This is a genomic window from Micromonospora sp. NPDC050187 (assembly GCF_044459745.1).
Lineage (GTDB): Bacteria > Actinomycetota > Actinomycetes > Mycobacteriales > Micromonosporaceae > Micromonospora.
The window spans coordinates 1-16,560 of the sequence record NZ_JBITJH010000022.1; the positions used below are offsets into that span (position 1 = coordinate 1).

Annotated in this window: 20 protein-coding genes; 7 read left to right on the forward strand and 13 right to left on the reverse strand. The window is 73.4% G+C overall.

The features are described 5' to 3' along the window. Window positions 1–151: 151 nt before the first annotated feature. Window positions 152–1,087, forward strand: a complete 936-nt coding sequence (locus ACIBJE_RS26105) for a GNAT family N-acetyltransferase (RefSeq protein ID WP_396752713.1) — start codon at window positions 152–154, stop codon at window positions 1,085–1,087. A 40-nt stretch (window positions 1,088–1,127) separates the two neighbouring features. Here the strand turns inward: ACIBJE_RS26105 and ACIBJE_RS26110 are convergent, their stop codons facing one another. Together ACIBJE_RS26110 and ACIBJE_RS26115 are read right to left on the reverse strand one after the other, a co-directional pair. After that, window positions 1,128–1,637, reverse strand: coding sequence for an O-acetyl-ADP-ribose deacetylase (locus ACIBJE_RS26110; RefSeq protein WP_396752715.1), 510 nt, complete (start codon window positions 1,635–1,637; stop codon window positions 1,128–1,130). Then, the gene (locus ACIBJE_RS26115) at window positions 1,634–2,431 is read right to left on the reverse strand and encodes an EI24 domain-containing protein (RefSeq protein WP_396752717.1); all 798 of its coding nucleotides are present in this window, start codon (window positions 2,429–2,431) and stop codon (window positions 1,634–1,636) included. Before ACIBJE_RS26115 ends, ACIBJE_RS26110 begins: the two co-directional genes overlap by 4 nt. A gap of 102 nt (window positions 2,432–2,533) precedes the next feature. Here ACIBJE_RS26115 and ACIBJE_RS26120 point away from each other — a divergent pair, with 102 nt between their 5' ends. Then, the gene (locus tag ACIBJE_RS26120; RefSeq protein WP_396752719.1) at window positions 2,534–3,580 is read left to right on the forward strand and encodes a helix-turn-helix transcriptional regulator; all 1,047 of its coding nucleotides are present in this window, start codon (window positions 2,534–2,536) and stop codon (window positions 3,578–3,580) included. Here the strand turns inward: ACIBJE_RS26120 and ACIBJE_RS26125 are convergent. From ACIBJE_RS26125 to ACIBJE_RS26145, 5 genes are all read right to left on the reverse strand, one after another. After that, the gene (locus ACIBJE_RS26125; RefSeq protein ID WP_396752721.1) at window positions 3,571–4,485 is read right to left on the reverse strand and encodes an SDR family oxidoreductase; all 915 of its coding nucleotides are present in this window, start codon (window positions 4,483–4,485) and stop codon (window positions 3,571–3,573) included. The genes ACIBJE_RS26120 and ACIBJE_RS26125 overlap by 10 nt on opposite strands. 209 nt (window positions 4,486–4,694) lie before the next feature. Further along, window positions 4,695–5,582 (reverse strand): alpha/beta fold hydrolase, encoded by an 888-nt coding sequence (locus ACIBJE_RS26130; RefSeq protein WP_396752723.1) that lies wholly within the window; start codon window positions 5,580–5,582, stop codon window positions 4,695–4,697. After that, the gene (locus tag ACIBJE_RS26135) at window positions 5,579–5,893 is read right to left on the reverse strand and encodes a DUF2516 family protein (protein ID WP_396752725.1); all 315 of its coding nucleotides are present in this window, start codon (window positions 5,891–5,893) and stop codon (window positions 5,579–5,581) included. The genes ACIBJE_RS26130 and ACIBJE_RS26135 overlap by 4 nt, the downstream gene beginning before the upstream one ends. Window positions 5,894–6,045: 152 nt before the next feature. Further along, on the reverse strand, window positions 6,046–6,729 hold the full coding sequence (locus ACIBJE_RS26140) for a hypothetical protein (protein WP_396752727.1): 684 nt from the start codon (window positions 6,727–6,729) through the stop codon (window positions 6,046–6,048). Then, a complete protein-coding gene (locus tag ACIBJE_RS26145; RefSeq protein WP_396752729.1) occupies window positions 6,726–7,475 on the reverse strand; it encodes a helix-turn-helix domain-containing protein in 750 nt (249 codons plus the stop codon). The genes ACIBJE_RS26140 and ACIBJE_RS26145 overlap by 4 nt, the downstream gene beginning before the upstream one ends. A 154-nt stretch (window positions 7,476–7,629) precedes the next feature. Between ACIBJE_RS26145 and ACIBJE_RS26150 the strand changes: the two genes are divergently transcribed. Next, a complete protein-coding gene (locus ACIBJE_RS26150) occupies window positions 7,630–8,421 on the forward strand; it encodes an alpha/beta fold hydrolase (RefSeq protein WP_396752902.1) in 792 nt (263 codons plus the stop codon). A gap of 10 nt (window positions 8,422–8,431) precedes the next feature. Here the strand turns inward: ACIBJE_RS26150 and ACIBJE_RS26155 are convergent, their stop codons facing one another. The 4 genes from ACIBJE_RS26155 to ACIBJE_RS26170 all read right to left on the reverse strand — a co-directional run bounded on the left by ACIBJE_RS26155 (window position 8,432) and on the right by ACIBJE_RS26170 (window position 11,947). Continuing rightward, the gene (locus ACIBJE_RS26155; protein WP_396752731.1) at window positions 8,432–9,391 is read right to left on the reverse strand and encodes an asparaginase; all 960 of its coding nucleotides are present in this window, start codon (window positions 9,389–9,391) and stop codon (window positions 8,432–8,434) included. Between the two features lie 53 nt (window positions 9,392–9,444). Continuing rightward, entirely contained in the window at window positions 9,445–10,272 is an 828-nt protein-coding gene (locus ACIBJE_RS26160; protein ID WP_396752732.1) for a 3-keto-5-aminohexanoate cleavage protein, read from the reverse strand. Window positions 10,273–10,382: 110 nt separating this feature from the next. After that, window positions 10,383–11,507, reverse strand: coding sequence for a YgfZ/GcvT domain-containing protein (locus ACIBJE_RS26165; protein WP_396752734.1), 1,125 nt, complete (start codon window positions 11,505–11,507; stop codon window positions 10,383–10,385). Then, entirely contained in the window at window positions 11,504–11,947 is a 444-nt protein-coding gene (locus tag ACIBJE_RS26170; RefSeq protein WP_396752736.1) for a Fur family transcriptional regulator, read from the reverse strand. The genes ACIBJE_RS26165 and ACIBJE_RS26170 overlap by 4 nt, the downstream gene beginning before the upstream one ends. A gap of 109 nt (window positions 11,948–12,056) precedes the next feature. On the opposite strand from ACIBJE_RS26170, the gene ACIBJE_RS26175 reads away from it, so the two are divergent. Continuing rightward, on the forward strand, window positions 12,057–12,908 hold the full coding sequence (locus tag ACIBJE_RS26175) for an aminotransferase class IV (RefSeq protein ID WP_396752904.1): 852 nt from the start codon (window positions 12,057–12,059) through the stop codon (window positions 12,906–12,908). A gap of 50 nt (window positions 12,909–12,958) precedes the next feature. Here ACIBJE_RS26175 and ACIBJE_RS26180 read toward each other — a convergent pair whose 3' ends face one another. Together ACIBJE_RS26180 and mtfM are read right to left on the reverse strand one after the other, a co-directional pair. Continuing rightward, a complete protein-coding gene (locus tag ACIBJE_RS26180) occupies window positions 12,959–13,558 on the reverse strand; it encodes an FABP family protein (RefSeq protein WP_396752906.1) in 600 nt (199 codons plus the stop codon). Continuing rightward, window positions 13,552–13,656, reverse strand: coding sequence for a small membrane protein MtfM (gene mtfM, locus ACIBJE_RS26185; RefSeq protein WP_269148487.1), 105 nt, complete (start codon window positions 13,654–13,656; stop codon window positions 13,552–13,554). The genes ACIBJE_RS26180 and mtfM overlap by 7 nt, the downstream gene beginning before the upstream one ends. 12 nt (window positions 13,657–13,668) lie before the next feature. Between mtfM and ACIBJE_RS26190 the strand changes: the two genes are divergently transcribed. The 3 genes from ACIBJE_RS26190 to ACIBJE_RS26200 are packed head-to-tail and all read left to right on the forward strand — an operon-like array spanning window position 13,669 to window position 16,537. Further along, window positions 13,669–14,043, forward strand: a complete 375-nt coding sequence (locus ACIBJE_RS26190) for a DsrE family protein (RefSeq protein ID WP_396752738.1) — start codon at window positions 13,669–13,671, stop codon at window positions 14,041–14,043. Between the two features lie 56 nt (window positions 14,044–14,099). Beyond that, the gene (locus tag ACIBJE_RS26195) at window positions 14,100–14,507 is read left to right on the forward strand and encodes an SCP2 sterol-binding domain-containing protein (RefSeq protein WP_396752740.1); all 408 of its coding nucleotides are present in this window, start codon (window positions 14,100–14,102) and stop codon (window positions 14,505–14,507) included. Further along, window positions 14,504–16,537 (forward strand): glycogen debranching N-terminal domain-containing protein, encoded by a 2,034-nt coding sequence (locus ACIBJE_RS26200; RefSeq protein ID WP_396752742.1) that lies wholly within the window; start codon window positions 14,504–14,506, stop codon window positions 16,535–16,537. The genes ACIBJE_RS26195 and ACIBJE_RS26200 overlap by 4 nt, the downstream gene beginning before the upstream one ends. Window positions 16,538–16,560: the final 23 nt, after the last annotated feature.

Below are 16,560 nucleotides of genomic sequence, written 5' to 3' on the forward strand. Positions count from 1 at the left end.
GAGCTCAACGGACGACCCCGGCAAACCCTGGGATGGCAGAATCCTGCCGAAGCACTCCACCAGCACCTCGTCGCAACAGCCACTTGAAACCGCCCACACGGACACCCCGACATGCCGCATACCGAGGCGGGGCGGGGCGTACCGTACCGGGGTGACTGCCCCGCCGCCGGTCCCGGCCCTGGTCCGCGCCGCCCGCCCCGACGACGCGACGGGGGTCGTGGCGCTCCGCGCCCTGGTGCACCCGTACCTCGTCCGGGGCGTCGAGTCGACCCGACGGATGATCAGTGAGCCCCCGCCCGGGGAGGACTGGGCCGCCTTCGTGGCCGAGGTCGACTCGACGGTCGTCGGCTGGGTGTCGGCGTACCGGCACGGCCACACGTCGACGGCGGGCTCCGGTGAGATCGCCATGCTGCACGTCCATCCCGGGCACCGTGGGCGCGGGCTCGGCACCGCCCTGTTGGGCGCGGCCCTCGGGCACCTCGCGCCGCTCGACCTCCACCGGCTGCGCACCTGGGTGTCGGCCGACTCGCTGCCGTTCGCGGAGAAGCGGGGCTTCGTGCCGAGCCGGGCGGTCCGCTACGCCCTGCTCGACCTGCGGACGCCACCGCCGGCACCGACCACACCCACCGGAGTACGGACACCCGCGCTCACGGAGTTGGAACCGCGTCGCCTGTACGCGGCACACGTCGCCGCGAGCGCGGACGAGCCGGGGGACGTGGCCGCCGACGCCCTCGGTTACGAGACCTGGTGCTACGAGGTCTGGGACAACGTCGGGCTGGACCGTCACGCCAGCTCGGCGGTGGAGGTCGACGGCGAACTGGTCGCCTTCAGCCTGGTGAAGCGGGACGGCGACCGGATCTGGTCGGACATGACCGCCACGCTGCCGGCGTACCGGGGACGGGGGCTGGCCCGGCTGGCGAAGCTCGCGGCGCTGCACCGGGCCCGCACTGCCGGGGCGACCCACGCGTACACCTCGAACGACGAGGCGAACGCGCCGATGCTGGCGGTCAACACGCGACTCGGTTACCGGCCGGTGGCGACGCTCTGGTCCAGCCTGCGCGACCTGCCGCCGGCCGGCCGGGCGTGACCACCGGGCCGTTCGCGACCAACGGCACCTGGACGGCTGTCTAGCCGGCCACGCGCTCGGCGGTGCGGAAGGTAGCGGTGCCGAAGAGCACCAGCCTGGCCTCGGTGACGGTGGCCGGGGTCGCGGCGCGCAGCACCGACAGCGCCTGGCCGACAGCGTCGTCGAGGGGCCAGCCGTAGATGCCGGCGGAGATCAGCGGGAAGGCGACCACGGACGCGCCCAGTTCGTCGGCGACCCGGAGGCTGTTGGCGTAGCAGTCGCGCAGCAGGGCCGAGCGGTCCTCGGCGGCCGACCAGACCGGGCCGACGGTGTGGATCACCCAGCGGGCGGGCAGGTCACCGGCGGTGGTGGCGACCGCCTGCCCAATCGGCAGGCCGCGACCGTACCGGGAGGCGCGCAGCGCCCGGCACTCCGCGAGGATGGCCGGACCGCCCCGGCGGTGGATCGCGCCGTCGACGCCCCCGCCGCCGAGCAGGGACGAGTTCGCGGCGTTGACGATCGCGTCGACCCGCTGCTCGGTGATGTCCCCCTCGACCAGGGTGACCCTCACGGGCGTACCTCCTGGACGGGCTGACCGAGGAGACGTCGGGTCAGCAGCGCCGCGCCGGCCACCGCGGCCGGCATGATCAGCACCGCGCCGAGCGGGATCAGGAAGCAGACGAAGACCGCCACCCCGAAGCCGAGGGAGGTCGGCAGGTCGGCCCGGAGCACCTGACGGCGGTCCGGCAGCCGCATGCCGCGCCGGTAGAAGGGGGCCCCGACCAGCTCCAGGGCGAGGAACCAGCCGCCGACGACCGCCCCGACCACCGGGACGACCGTCTGCCCGACCACCGGGATGAACCCGGCCGCGAAGAGCGGGAGACCGACCAGCACCGAGATCGCGACCAGCCGCAGCGAGTCGGCGACGCTGCGGCGCAGGGAACGCCAGAAGGGCACCTCCACCTCGCCGGGGGTGCCGCCGTACCGCTGCTCGACCCGCTCGGAGATCTTCTCGTAGAACGGGTCGCCGACGACCAGGGTGACGGCGGTGAAGGTGAGCACCCCGACCAGCCCGCCGATCCCCAGCAACGCCAGCCCGGCCGTCACCCGTACCAGGCTGCGCGGGGTCGCCGACCAGCCGTCGGCGAACGGGGTGGCCAGCGCGGCCAGCTCGTCGATGAAGTACACCAACGTGCCGAAGGCGGCCAGGGCGAACACGCCCGTGATCAGTGCGGGCAGGATGCCGAGCAGCATCAGCCCGGGGGTGCGGGCGTACAGGCCGAGGCCGCGCAGGAGCAGCCCGGCCCCGGAGAAGAACCGGCCGACCGCGCTCGCGGCCGGGGCGGCGACCCTGGGTGTGTCCACGCACCGGAGCCTATCCGCCGCCGTCGGAGTCCACCGGTCGGCCGACCCGCCGGTGTCCACGGTGGCCGGGCGACCGGCGACCGCACCGGGCAGGATGGCCGGGTGCGCGCGTCCCGGTTGATCTCACTGCTCCTGCTGCTCCAGTCGAGGGAGGCGATGACCGCGGCCGAGCTGGCCCGGGAGCTGGAGGTCTCCGAACGGACGGTGTATCGGGACGTGCTGGCGCTCTCCGCCGCCGGGGTGCCGATCTACGCCGACCGGGGGCGAACCGGCGGGTACCGGCTGCTCGGCGGATACCGGACCCGGCTGACCGGGTTGACCCGACAGGAGGCGGAGGCGCTCTTCCTCGCCGGACTGCGCGGGCCGGCCGGGGACATGGGCCTGGCCGACGCCGTCGCCGCCGCCGAACTGAAGGTGCTGGCGGCGCTCCCGCCGTCGCTGCGGGACGCGCCGGCCCGGACCGGGCAGCGTTTCCACCTGGACGTGCCGGGCTGGTTCCGGCACGCCGCACCGCCGTCGTGGCTGGCCCAGCTGGCCGGCGCGGTGTGGCGGGACCGGGTGGTGGAGCTGCGGTACCGGCGCGGGGAGCGGGAGGTCGTCCGCACGTTGCAGCCGTACGGGCTGGTGCTCAAGAACGGCACCTGGTATCTCGTCGGCCGGATCGGCACCACCTACCGGACGTACCGGGTGGACCGGGTGGTCGACGTGCTGGTGGGTGAGGACACCTTCGACCGGGACGACGGGTTCGACCTGGGCGGGTACTGGCGGGAGCAGGCCGAGGGGTTCCTCCGGCAGATGCTCGCCGAGCGGGTCACCGTCCGGCTCACCCCGGCGGGGCTGCGCGCGCTGCGGCACGTCGCACACGCCCCGTTCGCGTACGACGAGGCGGTCGCCGGGGCCGGCGAGCCGGACGGGCAGGACCGGGTGGTGACCCGGTTGCCCGTCGAGTCCGTCGAGGTGGCGTACGACCTGCTGCTCGCGCTCGGGCCCGAGGTGGAGGTACTCGACCCGCCCGACCTGCGTACCCGGATGGCCGCCGCCGCCCACCGGCTGGCCGCGCTCTATCGCGACGACCGCCGGTCGGACGACGGCGGATCGGCCCCGGACGCCGGTGACCGCGCCGGAGGACCGGACGACGGTCAGCGGTAGCCGGTCACGTCGGCGGGCTTGCCGGCGTCCTGGACCTCGACCACGTACCGCCAGGCGTCCGGCCGGCTGCCGTCGACGTCGGTGAAGCCGTACACCCGGGCCAGCTCGCCGCTGGAGACGGACCTGCCGTTCCAGCGGGCCCGGTCCGGGTCGGCGGCCAGCGCCGCCACCGCCCGCCCGACGAGGGCCGGCGTCTCGGAGATGGCGAAGTGCGGCTCCTTCGCCAGCGCGTCCCGCCAGTTCTCCTCGGTGACCCCGAAGTGCTCCAGCATCACCTCCGAGCGCAGCCAACCCGGGGTCAGCGCGACCGCGGTGGCGCCGTGCGGTTCCAGTTCGCGGGCCTGCGCGAACGCCAGCCGGTTGACCGCGACCTTCGCGAGGTCGTAGAAGAGCGAGAGGCGGTAGTTGTCGTCGTTGTAGGCGGTGGTGCCGTCACCGATCTCCACCACCAGCCCGCCCGGCTTGCGGATCAGCAGGGGCAACGCGAAGTGGCTGGTGACGATGTGGGTGTCGATCGCCAACCGGAGCGTACGGAGACCCGCGTCGAGCGGCTGCTCCCAGATCGGCGTGTGCCAGGTGACCAACGACTCGGCGCCCCAGATGTCGTTGACCAGCACGTCGAGGCGGCCCTGCTCGGCGTCGATCCGGGCGACCAGGTCGCGCACCTGCTCGGGTACGAGATGGTCGACACGGACCGCGATGCCGGTGCCCCCGGCGGCGGTGACCAGTTCGGCGGTCTCCTCGATGGTCTCCGGCCGGTCCAGTTCCGACCGGCCCGCGCGGCTGCTCCGGCCGGTCGCGTAGACCGTCGCCCCGGCCGCGCCCAACTGCACCGCGATCTGCCGGCCGGCGCCCCGTGTCGCCCCGGCAACCAGTGCGGTCTTCCCTGTCAGCGATTTCGTCATGCCATGACCCTGTCAGCGTTACCTGACAGTTCGGGTCACCTTTTTCCGGCGATCCGTTCGGCCCTCGGCGGTCCGGCCGTCCGCTTCTCCGGCCCGGCCGCCGTCAGTCGTCGAGGAAGGTCGAGATCGGGCGTCCGCTTCCCGGTCCGGCCGCCGTCAGTCGTTGGGGAAGGTCGAGATCGGGCGTCCGCTTCCCGGTCCGGCCGCCGTCAGTTGTTGAGGAAGGTCGAGATCCGGTCCCGGAGGTCGGCCCGGTCGGTCCAGAGGACGCCGGGCCGGTCGTACACGTGCAGGGTGGCTGCGGGAAGCGCCTCGGCCAGCGCCTCCGCGACCTCGACCGGGTGCCGGTCGTCCCCGGTACAACCGATCACCAACGCCGGGGCGGTGACCGCCCGGAGCGCTGCGGCGTCCCGCAGCGGGGCCTGCTCCAGCAGCGCCGCCAGCTCGGTCGCGAGACCGTCGCGGAGCAGGTGGTCCAGCCGCTGCCGCAGGTACGCCCACCCGGCCGGGGTGTTGCGAACGGCCGGGGGCAGTTCGACCGAGACGACGTCCGCCACGGCCGAGGCCTCCCCGCTCTCGACGGCCGCCAGCAGCTCGGCCAGCCACGGACGGGCTCGTGTGTCGCGGGGCCGGTCCAACACCGCAGGCAGGAAGAAGACCAGCCGCTCGAAGCGTCCCGGGCTCTCCACCAGCAGCCGGCAGAGCGCCCCCGCCCCGAGGCTCACCCCGAACGCCCGGGTCGCCCCGTTCAGGTCGGCGACGGCCCGCAGGTCACGGGCGAGGTCGAGGTAGCTCCACGGCCCGGGGGGCGTGTCGGAGCGGCCATGGCCCCGGAACTGGAAGAAGACCCGCCGGCCGGCGACCGCGCTGCCGAACGGCCGGGTGGTGGCGATGCCGTTGGCGAGGCCGTGCGCGAAGACGGTGGTCGGCTCGCCCGACCCGGTCACCAACCGCTCCAGCCGAATGCCGTGCGGGGTGGTGACCAGCTCGGTCTCCGGTTCCGGCAGGGCCGGCCGGCCGGTGCGTGGGGCACCCGGGCCGGGCCCCCACGTGCGTGGCCCCCCGTCGGGCGGCGGTGGCCAGCGGAAATCCCTCACCAGAAGCCCTTGCCGTCGGAGAGGTCACGCAACCCCGTCCGGACGTCCAGCAGGTAGATGAGCCCGGCGGCGATGCCGATCAGGCCGAAGAGGCTGATCGGGCCGAAGCCGAGCAGGGTGAGCGCCAGGCAGACCGCCAGGATGGCGATCCACCCGCCCTTGGGGAGGGTGCCGATCGCGGGGAACGCGTCGGCGCGCTGGGTGATCGCGTGCACCAGCGCGACGCCCTGCACGATCAGCGCGAAGACGAGCAGGATCAGCTCGATCACGTAGCGGACGTCGAGGAAGAAGATCGGCGCGGCGTTGGCCATGTGGGCAAGCTTATGCCGGCGACCCCGGAATCGTCCGACAGGACTCTTCCGGGGTCGCCGGTGGCAAAGCTGTCCGGTTGCCGCCGGGGTTCGTGCCGGCGGCGGCACCGGGGTCGTCCGCCGAGCTGGTCGACGGCCGGGCGGTTCGGTGCTCAGTCGACGGCCGGACGGCTCCGCTTGGTCACCTTGGGCAGCTTCGCCGACGGGGTGTCGGTGGCGGCCCTGGTGGTCCGGGTCCGCTTGACGGTGGCCGGCTTGGCCTGGGCCACCTCGGCCACGTCGGCCGGAGTGGCGGTCACCTCGGCCGGAGTGGCGGTCACCTCGGCCGGAGTGGCGGTCACCTCGGACGTCGGGGCGGGGGCCGGGGCGGCGGTGACCTCGGAGGTCGCCTGGGACACGGTGGCCTCGGTGGTCTCGATGTCGGCGTTGACGGTCTCGGCGGCCTCCAGCACGCCGGCACCGACCACCCGCTCGCCCCGGGCGACGAGGGCACCGTACGCGGCCAGCGCCCGCTCCTGGGCAGCCTGGGCACCAGCCAGCACGACGGAGGCGTTCCGGCCGGCGAGTTCACGCAACCGGTCCAGGTCGAGGTCGCCCCCGACCGCCTTCTCGCGGAGGCCGGTGGCGGTCAGGTTGGCGGTCTTCAACGTCTCGGTGGCCTTCTGCCGCAACTCGAATCCGGTCACCACGGCCTTGCCCCCGAGGTCGTTGACCACCCGGCCGCTGAGGTCGCTGACCACGGACGGGAGCTTGCGGAGCTGCTCCAGCGCCAGGTCACCGGCGCCGGCGGCGGCGTAGATCGGAGCGGGGATGCGACTGGTCTTCGGCTGGCTCATGACGGGTTCTCCTCCTCGACCGCCGGGGCGGTCGCCTTCTTCGTGGTCTTCCGGGGGGTGGTGCGCACGCGGGTCCGACCGGCCGGGCGGGCGCCCGGGGCGGGGGCGGGCCCGGCCTCGGTGACGGCCACCGACTCCAGCACCGCCTCGGTCGGGGTGCCGCCCTCGGTGGTCGGGCCGGTGGCCGCCGGGTTGACCGTGCCCGCCGCGCTGGCCGCCGGGCCGACGAGGGCCGGATCAGCGGCGGTGGCGGTGGGGGCCGCGCCGGTGGCGGGGACCGCGTCGGCGGTGGTGGGCACCGAGCCGGCGGTGGTGGGGGCTGCCGCGTCGGCGGCGTCCCGATCGGTGGTGGTGGCGGAGCCGGGAGCGTTCTGCTCGGCGGCGGCGGTCGCCTCGGCGAGCCGGACGTTCTCCCGACGGAACGTCTCGTAGATCTGGGTGAGCGACTGCTTCTGCGCCATCGTCAGGTCCGGGTCGACGGCGATCGCCGCGAGCACCCCCTGCCCCTCGCGGTCGTCGAGCAGACCGGCCCGCAGGTACATCGCCGGGGTCGAGACCCGCAGCGCGCTGGCGAGCTGCTGGAGCACCTCGGCGCTGGGCTTGCGCAGACCACGCTCGATCTGGCTGAGGTACGGGTTGCTCACCCCGGCCTGCTCGGCGAGCTGCCGGAGCGAGATCTTCGCGTTGCGCCGCAGGTCACGGATGAAACCGCCGACGTCACGGGGAAGGTCTTTCGGGGTGGCCATGACCCGACGCTAACCCTCGGCGCTAGCTCCTGCAAGCAGAACGCTAACCAGAGTTAGCGACGTCTCAGATCGTTTCCGTACCGGTGTCCGGATCCGTGTCCCTCGCCCGACGCCAGGGCCGGGCGGACCGGTCCGGTAACGTCCCCCGGTGGCCATGATCGAAGTGAACGGCACCCGACTCGGGTACGACGACACCGGAACCGGCTCTCCCGTCCTGCTGTTGCACGCGGGGATCGCGGACCGACGGATGTGGCGGGAGCAGGTGCCCGCCCTCGCCACCCGGCACCGGGTGATCGCCCTCGACCTGCGCGGATACGGCGAGTCGGAGCTGCCCTCGACCCCCTTCGCCCACCACACGGACGTGGTCGGCGTACTCGACGCGCTGGGCGCCGAACGGGCCGCCCTGGTCGGCTGCTCGTTCGGCGGGGCGGTGGCGATCGACACCGCGCTGACCCACCCGGACCGGGTGTCCGCGCTGGCGCTCCTCGGCACCGCCGTGACCGGGCACGAATGGTCGGACGAGACGAACGACCTGTGGGACTCCCTGGTCGGCGAGGTCTCGCCGGACGACGACGCGGCCGGTGCCGCCGCCGAGGTGCGGTTCTGGGTGGTCGGCCCGCACCGGCGGCCGGAGGACGTCGACCCCGCGCTGTTGCGCTTCGCCCGCGAGATGGACGAGCGGGCGCTCGCCACCGAACGCGCGCTCAGCACGGTCGACGTGACCTTCCCCGAGCCTCCGGCGGTCGAACGCCTGCACGAGCTGCGTATGCCGGTGCTGGCGGCGGCCGGCGCGGCGGACCTGCCGGACATCGGCCGGCTCGCCGACCTGATCGCCGCGACCGCGCCGGACGCGGTGCGCCTCCCCGACGTACCGGACGCCGCCCACCTGCTCCCGCTGGAACGGCCCGACCCCGTCAACGCCGCCCTGCTCGACTTCCTGCCCTGAGCCGGAGCGACTACCAGGTCGGACGGATCGCGCCGACCGGCACGCCGCCACCGAGCAGCGGGAGTTCGGCGTACTCGTGCAGGATCGGGGCGTCCTGACCGAGGCGACGCAGCGCGGAGACGAGCACGGGCATCCGGGCGCGGGCCGCCCCGTCGTCGATCTTGATGGCGACCGCGCCGACGCCCGGCAGGCCGGCAGCGATGATCCCCTCCGCGCCGATCTTGGCGAGGGTGCCCGGCAGGCCGCGCATCAGCCGGCTGTCCTCCGCCCGGGTGCCCCCCACGATCTCGGGGTGGGCCCGCATCGCGTCGGCGACGGTCCGCTCCGGCGTGCCGGGTTCCGCCTGCACCAACCGCAGGTAGGCCCGGGCCAGCCCGGTCAGCGAGACCGCCAGGACCGGGGCGCCGCAGCCGTCCACCCCGGCCGCCGCGACCGGCTCGCCGGTGATCTCCTCGGCGGTGGCCCGGAGCCGCTGTTGCAGTGGGTGCTCCGGATGGGGGTACCCCTCGGTGGGCCAGCCGGCCGCGAGGCAGGTGAGCAACATCCCGGTGTGCTTGCCGGAGCAGTTCATCCCGATCCGGTCGGGGCCGCCGCCGGCGGCCAGCACCGCGTTGCGGGCAGCCTCGTCCAGCGGCAGGTCGGGCGGGCAGGCCAACGCCGACCCGTCCAGCCCGGCGGCGGCGAGCAATGCGGCCACCCGGGCCAGGTGGAAGTCCTCCCCGGCGTGGCTGGCCGACACCAGGGCGAGGTCGGCCGGCTCGGTCAGCCGCAGCCCGGCCCGGAGCATCCCGATGGTCTGCATCGGCTTGCTCGCCGATCGGGGGAAGATCGGGCCGACGACGTCACCGGCGGCGGCGAGCACCTCGCCGGACGCGTCCAGCACCACCACCGAGCCGTAATGGAGGCCCTCCACGAATCCGGACCGGACCACCTCGGCGAGCAGCGCGCCACCTGCGTACGTCGTCCCCACGGGTGGAACGGTACCGGTGTCAGCATTTCCACCGGCCCGACCCCCACCTGCGGCTACATCCCGAGCATCCGCCGGGCCTCGGTCGGGGTGAGCGGCGGGCGCTGGGCGAGCTGGGCGGCGGCGACCGCGCGGGCGACGAGCTGCATGTTGGACTCGACCGGCTGCCCCTTGGCGTAGGTCACCGTGTCCTCCATGCCGACCCGCAGGTGACCGCCGGTGGCCAGCGCGGACAGCATCACCGGGATGGTGCTGCGCCCGATGCCGGTGGCCGAGAAGGTGGCGCCCTCCGGCAGGTCCCGCACCGCCTGGCGGCACGCCACCAGCGCCTCGGCGGTGCCCGGCATGCCGCCCGGCACCCCCATCACGAAGTCGACGTGCACGTGCCCGCCGGCCGGCAGCCCGTACTTGCCGAGCAGGCGCTGGAGGGCGGTGAGGTGGCCGAGGTCGAAGATCTCGTACTCGGGGACGACGCCGCGCTCCTGCATCCGGGTGTGCAGGTCGACGATGAACTCCCAACGGTTCAGGAAGACGTCGTCGCCGAAGTTGACCGTGCCCATGGTGCAGGAGGCCATGTCCGGGCGGGCGTCGAGCACGGCCAGCCGGGCGGCCTCCGGATCGGTCACCGCGCCACCGGTGGAGAGCTGCACGATCAGCCCGGTGTTCTCCCGCAGCGCCGCGACCGTGTCGCGCAGCCGTCCCGGGTCGAGGGTGGGCTTCGCCTCGTCGTCACGGATGTGGACGTGGATCACGGCGGCGCCCAGCGCCTCGCACTCCTTGGCGGTCAGCAGCAGTTCGTCGAGGGTCACCGGCAGCGCCGGCACCTCCGCCTTGGCCGACTCGGCACCGGTCGGGGCAACCGTGATCAACGTCCCTGTTGTCATGTCGGCGATCCTAGACCGCAGGTCGGGCCGGGTCGATCGTGTGCCGCTCGCGAACAGCTCGTACGAGCGTCGATCGAGTCGCCGGGCTGGGGTAGTTGGTTGCCGGCCGGCTACGGCGAGGGGGTGGGGTCGATGGCGGCTGCGGCCTCGCCGACGAGGAGCTGGGCGTCGTCGGGAACGTTCCGCTTGACCACGGCGAGGGCGACCTGCCCCAGCTCGAAGTGCTGCACGGCGGTGCCCAGGAAGCCGATCGTCCGGCCGTCGGACTGGGTCACCGGGGTGCCGGCGGCCGGGAGCCGGTCGCTGGTCACCCCGTCGAGGTGCAGCAGGACGAGGCGACGCGGCGGACGCCCCAGGTTGTGCACCCGGGCCACCGTCTCCTGCCCCCGGTAGCAGCCCTTCGCCAGGTGCACGGCCGGGGCGATCAGATCCACCTCGGCGGGGATCGTCCGGTGGTCGGTGTCCACTCCGACCCGGGCCCGCCGGGCGGCCACCCGCAGCGCCTCGTACGCCCACAGGCCGGCGACCGGCACCCCGGCCGCGCGCAGCGTGGCGACCACGTCGTCCATGGTCTCCCGGGGAACAAGCAGGTCCACGCCGAGCGGCCCGCGTCGGGCCCAGCCCCCGGCAGGCAGCGGACGGACGGCGTACCGGACGGTGGGTCGGGGTGGCACGGAGCCGGTGGAGAACTTCGGACCCGGCACGGCGAGGGTGTCCGGCTCGGCGAGCCCGGTCACGCCGAGCGCGTCGAGCGCCCCGACGGCGTCCGGGCCGACGAGGGAGAGCAGCGCCCGCTCGGCGGTCGCGTCCCGTGGCTCGACCTTGCTGAAGAAGCGCATCCGCTCCAGGTACGTCAGGAGACCGGCGGTGGCCCCCGGCTCGGTGTCCAGCCAGGTGGTGTCGCCGTCCTCGGCGACGACCGCGTGCTGCTCGACGTGGCCGTGCGGAGAGAGCACGAGCAGTTCGGTGCCCTCGCCGGCGGTCAGGTCGGCCAGGTGCTGGGTGGTCAGGGTGTGCAGCCAGCCGACGCGTTCCTCGCCGGGGACCGCCACGACGCCCCGGTGCGACCGGTCGACCAGGCCGACGCCGGTGGCGAGGGTGCGCTGCTCGCGCAGCGGGTCGCCGTAGTGGGCGGCGACGCTCCGCACCCCGGCCGCCCGGTGGGCCGGCTCGGGCTGGTCCCGGGTCTCGGTGTCGATGGCCTCGACCGGTACGGCTCCCGTGATCTCGATCATTCCTGCTCCCCGTTTCCGTGCTCGCCGTTCCCGCAGTCCCCGCAGATGCCGAAGAGTGCCACGTGCCCGATGTCGGCCTGGAAGCCGCGCTCGGCGGCCAGCCGGTCGGCGACCGGACGCAGCAGCTCCGGCTCCACCTCGTCGATCTTGCCGCACTGCCGGCAGACCAGGTGGGCGTGCTGGTGCTCGTTGGCGGCGTGGTAGGTCGGCGAGCCGTGCGAGAGGTGGGTGTGTTTGACCAGCCCCAGCTTCTCCAGCAGCTCCAGCGTGCGGTAGATCGTGGTGATGTTGACTCCGGCCGCCACCTCGCGGACGGCGTGGTGCACCTGCTCCGGTGTGGCGTGCCCCAGCTCCAGCACCGCCTGGAGGATCAACTGCCGCTGCGGGGTCAGCCGCAGCCCACGGGAGCGCAGCAGCTCGGCGAGGGTGGCTTCAGACACCGTCCGATCATAGTGCGGCCTCCGCGTGGGTCCGGCCGCCCACGTCGGTACGCCGCTACGCTCGGCATCCGTGACCGAACTGAGCGGGACGACGGAGCTGACGCACCAGGTGGGACCGGCCCGGGTGGCGGTGCTGGGCCGGGGACTGGTGCCGGCCGGGCAGCCGGTGCTGCGCGGCGACGATCTCGGGGTACTGCACGGCGACGGCGTGTTCGAGACCATGCACCTGCGTGACGGCCGGCCGTGGCTGGTCGGCGAGCACCTGGCCCGGCTGGCCCGCGCGGCGGACCGGCTCGACCTGCGACTCCCCCCGATGACCGCGCTGCTCGACCTGTTGGAGGCCGTCGCGGCGGGCTGGCCGGACGGGACGGAGGGGGCGCTCCGGCTGGTCTGCACGCGGGGACCGGAGGGCGGTGGCCCACCGACGGTCTACGCCACGCTGGGCGAGGTGCCGCAGCCGACCCGACGCGCCCGTGGGCTCGGGATCGCGGTGGCCACGCTGCCGCTGGGCGTCACCGCGGACTGCCGCGCCACCCTGGACTGGCTGCCGACCGGGTTCAAGTCCACGTCGTACGCGCTGAGCAGCGCCGCCCGCCGGTGGGCGGTCCGGCACGGGGTGGACGACGTGCTCTGGGTCTCCACCGACGGGTACGCCCTGGAGGGGCCGACGGCGAACCTGGTCTGGCTGGAGGGCGACACCCTCTGCACGGTGCCACCCGCGCGGACCGGCATCCTGCCCGGCGTCACCGCCGCCTGGCTGCTGGCCCACGCGCACGAGCTGGGGTTCACCCCGGCAGAGCGGATGATCGGCCCCGGTGACCTGCGGGAGGCCGACGCCGCCTGGTTCACCTCGTCGGTCCGGGGAGTCGCCGAGATCCGCACCCTCGACGGCATCGCCCCGCACCGCGCCTTCCCGTCCCCGCACACCGCCCGCCTCCAGCAGTTCCTCCCCCACCCCTGACACCGCCCGCTCCGGCCATCCGGAGCAGGCGGGCAGTGGGGCAGTGGGGCTCAGCCGGCGACGCGGGTCAGGCGGGCCGAAAGGTGAGGGGAGAGGGGGTGGCCGACGGCGGCCATCTCCTGGGCGTACAGCAGGGCGCCCTCGACGATGCCGAACAGGCGGTGACCGGCGGTCACCTCCTTGGCGGTGGCGGTACGCACCACGGCGTCGGTGACGAACTCCAACTGGGTGCCCCGGCGCTTGCCGATGTGCAGCTCCATGACCCCGGTCGGGGTGGTCATCAGGGCTTCCAGCTCGTCGGTCGCCCGGTCACCGTCGAGCACCGGACGCCACCAGCCCACCTCACGACCGGCCGGACGCACCGGGCGGCTCTGCTCGTCGAGGATCCACGCGCGGGACTCGTAGAAGAGGAACGGCCGCCCGTCGTGGCTGATCCGGATCTCCTGGGCGAAGTCGAAGTCCTCGATGCTGGGGAAACCGCCCCGGCCCCGGCCCCGCCAGATGCCGACGTACGGCAGCAGGGCGTCCAGCGTCGGGTGCAGCTTCGGCCCGACCCGCAGGTCGTGGCTCTCCTCGTACGGGTACGGGTCGACCGGCGGCGCGTTCAGCCACGGCGGGGGGGCCAGGGGGTTGTCGCTGTCGCTCACCAGTGACCTCTCGAAATGCGTACGGCTACGTAGACCAGGCCACCGGCGAGCGCGCCGAGACCTGCGACCAGCAGGCTGACGAACCCGATCTCGGTGACCATGGCGGTCATCCTATGCTGGCCCCCATGGCACGTACTCTCGTCGTCAAGGTGACCGCGGGCGCGGACGCACCCGAGCGGTGCGCCCAGGCGTTCACCGTCGCTGCCACCGCCGTGGCGGCCGGGGTGGACGTCTCGCTCTGGTTGACCGGCGAGTCGACCTGGTTCGCGCTTCCCGGCCGGGCGCAGGAGTTCGAGCTGCCCCACTCGGCTCCGCTGGCCGAACTGCTGCACGTGATTCTCACGTCGGGGCAGGTCACGGCCTGCACCCAGTGCGCCGCCCGCCGCGACATCGGTCCGGGCGACGTGCTGCCGGGGGTGCGGATCGCCGGAGCGGCGGTGTTCGTCGAGGAAACGATGGCCGACGGGGCCCAGGCGCTGGTCTACTGACGCCAAGCACCACCGATCGCGTCCCGACCTGCCCGATTCGCGCCTAACATGCGGATGTGGGTGAGGCGACCGAGCAGTTCTTCGCGTCCCTGCCGGCCCGCGCCTCGGACATCATCCGCGGACCGATCGACGGGACGCTCCAGATCAACCTGTCCGCCGACGGGCACACCGAGCACTGGTACGTGGTGCTGCGCGACCAGGAGATCCGGGTCAGCCGGGAACAGCGCCCGGCCGACGCGATCTGGGAGAGCAGTGCCGACCTGTTCGACCGGCTGGTCACCGGCAACGCGCAGGGCGTCGCCGCGATGTTGCGCAACGAAACCACGCTCAGCGGGAACGTCCTGCTGTTCCTGGTCTTCCGGGCCTTCTTCCCCGCGCCGCCGGGCACCCGCGACCCACGCACTGTCGTCCGGGAACGGCACACTCCCCCGCCGATCCGGCCGCAGAGTGGACGGCCCGGATGAAACGGCTGGTCAGCATCCTCGACGGCAACACCTTCCTGGTGTGCGACGTGCGGGGTGACCTGGAGCCCTCGCTCGACTTCCCGACCGGGATGTTCTCCTTCGACACCCGGTTCCTCTCCACCTGGCTGCTGACCGTCGACGGCGAGCGGTTGAACACGCTCTACGTCGACGAGGAGCAGTCGTACCGGACGCGTTTCTTCCTCGCTCCCGACCGGCCCGCGCACGTCCAGGAGCCCTGGATGTCGGTGATCCGGAGCCGGACCATCGGGGGCGGGCTGGACGAGGAGCTGGCCGTCCTCAACCACGCTGGGCGGGACGTGGACTTCACCGTCCGCGTCGACATGGACGCGGACTTCGCCGACCTGTTCGAGATCAAGGAGGCCCGCCGGCAGAAGGGCGACTCGACGGCGACCGTCGGGGCGCGGGAACTGCGGTTGACGTACCGCCGGGACCGCTTCGTCCGGGAGACGGTGGTCTCGACCAGCGAGGCCGGCCACATCGACGAGCGGGGCATGACCTTCACGGTCCGGGTGCCGGCCCACGGGGAGTGGAGCACCCGGCTGCACGTGGCGACCGTCATCTACGGCGCGCGCGGCGAGGACATCCGGACGACCCTGCCGCTCGGTGGGTCCCGCACCCCTGCGGACATCGAGTCGGAGCACCGCCGGCTGGTCGAACGCGCGCCGAAGCTGGGCTGCGACTTCACGCCGTTGGAGCGGACGTACGGGCGCAGTCTCAGGGACCTGACCGCGTTGCGCTACGAGTCGATCGCCCTGGGCGTGCGCCTGCTCGCCGCCGGGCTGCCCTGGTTCATGACCCTCTTCGGGCGGGACAGCATGCTGACCGGCCTCCAGGTGCTGCCGTTCATGCCGGACCTGGTGCCCCCGACCCTGATCGTCCTGGCCGGACTCCAGGGCGCGCGGCTCGACGACTTCCGCGACGAGGAACCGGGGAAGATCCTGCACGAGCTGCGGTACGGCGAGACCGCCGGTTTCGAGGAACAGCCGCACTCCCCCTACTACGGTGCCGCCGACTCGACCTCGCTCTTCGTGATCCTGCTCGACGAGTACGAACGCTGGAGCGGCGACGCCGACCTCGTCCGGGCGCTGGAGTTCCCGGTCCGGCTCGCGCTCAACTGGATCGACAGCTACGGCGACCTGCTCGGCTCCGGCTACGTCTGGTACGAAACCCGGAACCCGCAGACCGGCCTGGAGAACCAGTGCTGGAAGGACTCCTGGGACTCCATCTCGTACGCCGACGGCCGGCTGCCCGGTTTCCCCCGGGCCACCTGTGAACTCCAGGGTTACGCGTACGACGCGAAGCTGCGCGGCGCCCGACTGGCCCGGACGTTCTTCGGCGATCCGGCCTGGGCCGACCGGCTGGAACGCGAGGCCGCCGCGTTGAAGGAACGCTTCAACCGGGACTTCTGGGTCGCCGACGGGGAGTACTACGCGCTCGCCCTGGACGCCGAGGGCAAACCCGTCGACGCGCTCTCCTCGAACATGGGTCACCTGCTCTGGAGCGGCATCGTGGACGAGTCACGGGCGGGAAAGGTGGCCGGTCACCTGCTCGGCCCGCGCCTCTTCTCCGGATGGGGGGTGCGGACCCTCGCCACCGACCAGGGGCGGTACAACCCGATCGGCTACCACGCCGGCACGGTCTGGCCGTTCGACAACTCGATCATCGCATGGGGTCTGTGGCGGTACGGCTTCCGCGAGGAGGCGGGCCGGATCTGCCTGGCGATGTTCGAGGCGTCCCGCTACTTCAACGGCCGGCTGCCCGAGGCGTTCGCCGGTTACGACCGCGACCTGACCGACTACCCGGTCGAGTACCCGACCGCGTGCAGTCCGCAGGCCTGGTCGGCCGGGGCACCGCTGCTGATGCTCCGGGTGCTGCTCGGCCTGGAACCGCAGGGCGAGCACCTGATCATCGACCCGGCGGTGCCGCACGGGATGGGCCGCATCGAGTTGCTCGACATCCCCGGCCGCTGGGGGCACGTCGACGCGCTGGGCCGCAGCCGTAACCTCTGACGCCCCGGCCCGGCACGGCTCCC